The organism is Bradyrhizobium sp. P2_E8 (genome assembly GCF_056403875.1).
The window spans coordinates 1-1,739 of the sequence record NZ_JBFUES010001304.1 but is presented as its reverse complement, the minus strand read 5'-3'; the positions used below and the strand labels follow the sequence as shown (position 1 = coordinate 1,739).

Annotated in this window: 2 protein-coding genes; both read left to right on the top strand. The window is 63.8% G+C overall.

Going from position 1 to position 1,739, the window contains the following annotated elements; translation table 11 throughout:
- Positions 1-79: 79 nt before the first annotated feature.
- Entirely contained in the window at positions 80-550 is a 471-nt protein-coding gene (locus AC1D00_RS39840) for an Hsp20 family protein (protein WP_477014469.1), read from the top strand.
- Positions 551-863: 313 nt separating this feature from the next.
- On the top strand, positions 864-1,634 hold the full coding sequence (locus AC1D00_RS39835) for an alpha/beta fold hydrolase (RefSeq protein ID WP_135175456.1): 771 nt from the start codon (positions 864-866) through the stop codon (positions 1,632-1,634).
- Positions 1,635-1,739: the final 105 nt, after the last annotated feature.

Here is a 1,739-nt window from a genome sequence, read left to right as displayed (position 1 = left end):
ACATCAGGCTGCACACAGACTAAAGCCCGGCCCGATTGGCGGGCGGGTTACCAACAGTCGCTCAATGGAGGACTTGACCATGCGTACCTACGATCTCACCCCCTTCTATCGTTCCACCGTCGGCTTCGACCGCCTCTTCAACCTGCTCGACCAGGCCGGTTCGGACGGCAGCCCCGGTTATCCCCCCTACAACATCGAGCGCACCGGCGAGAACGCCTACCGCATCACCGTTGCGGTCTCGGGCTTTGCCAAAGATGAGCTCACCATCGTCGCGAAGGAGAACACGCTGACGATCAAGGGCGAGAAAGTCGCCGGCGAGAATTCGAAGTCCGAAGTGCTCTACCGCGGCATCGCCGCGCGTGCCTTCGAGCGCGCCTTCCAGCTTGCCGATTTTGTGCAGGTGAAGGACGCCTCGCTCGAGAACGGGCTGCTTCACGTCGACCTCGTGCGCGAGATTCCCGAAGCCAAGAAGCCGCGCCAGATCGCGATCAATGCCGGCACGCCCAAGGCGCAGGTGATCGAGAACTCGGCCGCGCAAGTCGCCGCGTAAACCGCACGCACGCCACTTCCGAGTTGCGAAAACGCCCCGGTGCCCCGGGGCGTTTTTTCTGTTTTGCATTCGATGTCGTCCCGGCGAAGGCCGGGACCCATAACCACAGGGAGACGTTTGGCGAAGACCTGCAGCTCGGTACTCACACCGTCTGCCCGTCGAGAGACCTCGCGGTATGGGTCCCGGCGTTCGCCGGGACGACAGTTTCCGGTTGTCCTTTTGCACCGCATCACAGAGCGGTGAAGCCGCGTAACAGCGCCGCCTCTCACTCCGTCCTTTGGACATCGACCCCAAAACAAGACGGAGAACGATCATGACACTTTGGCGCAGCCTTTTCGTCGCCGCGAGCCTGCTGGCGGCCCCTCTCAGCCTGGCTCACGCACAGACCCCGCAAACCGTGAAGGCCAAGAACGTCGTGCTGGTGCATGGCGCCTGGGCCGACGGCTCGAGCTGGTCGGAGGTGATCCCGATCCTCCAGGCAGCGGGCCTTCACGTGACCGCCGTGCAAAATCCGCTGTCGTCGCTCGCCGACTCCGTCGAGGCGACCAAGCGCGCGCTGGCCGAGCAGGACGGGCCGACCGTGCTGGTCGCGCATTCCTGGGGCGGCACCGTGATCAGCCAGGTCGGCACCGACCCGAAGGTCACCGGGCTCGTCTATGTCGCCGCGCGCGCGCCCGATGCGAACGAGGATTTCGTGGCGCTGTCGAAGCAGTTCCCGACCGGCCCGGTGCGCGCCGGCATCGTCGAGCGCGACGGCTACACAAAACTCTCGGAAGACGCCTTCCTGAAATATTTCGCAAATGGCGTGAAGCCGGAGCGGGCCAAGGAGCTCTATGCCGTGCAATGGCCGACCGCGGCCTCGATCTTCGCCGGCCGCACCACCGAAGCTGCATGGCACGCCAAGCCGAGCTGGTACGCGGTGTCGAAGAACGACGACACCATCAACCCCGATCTCGAGCGCTTCCTCGCCAAGCGCATGAACGCAACGACGATCGAGCTCGATGCCGGCCACCTCTCGCTGGTCTCGCATCCGAAGGAAGTGGCGAATCTGATCCTGGAAGCTGCGGGGTATGGGCGAAGCTGAGAGGCGATTGTCACGATGCAAAAAGGCGCCTGAAATCTCAGGCGCCTTTTGTTTTGCTCAGCTCTCTCCCCATCGTCGTCCCGGCGAAGGCCGGGACCCATACTC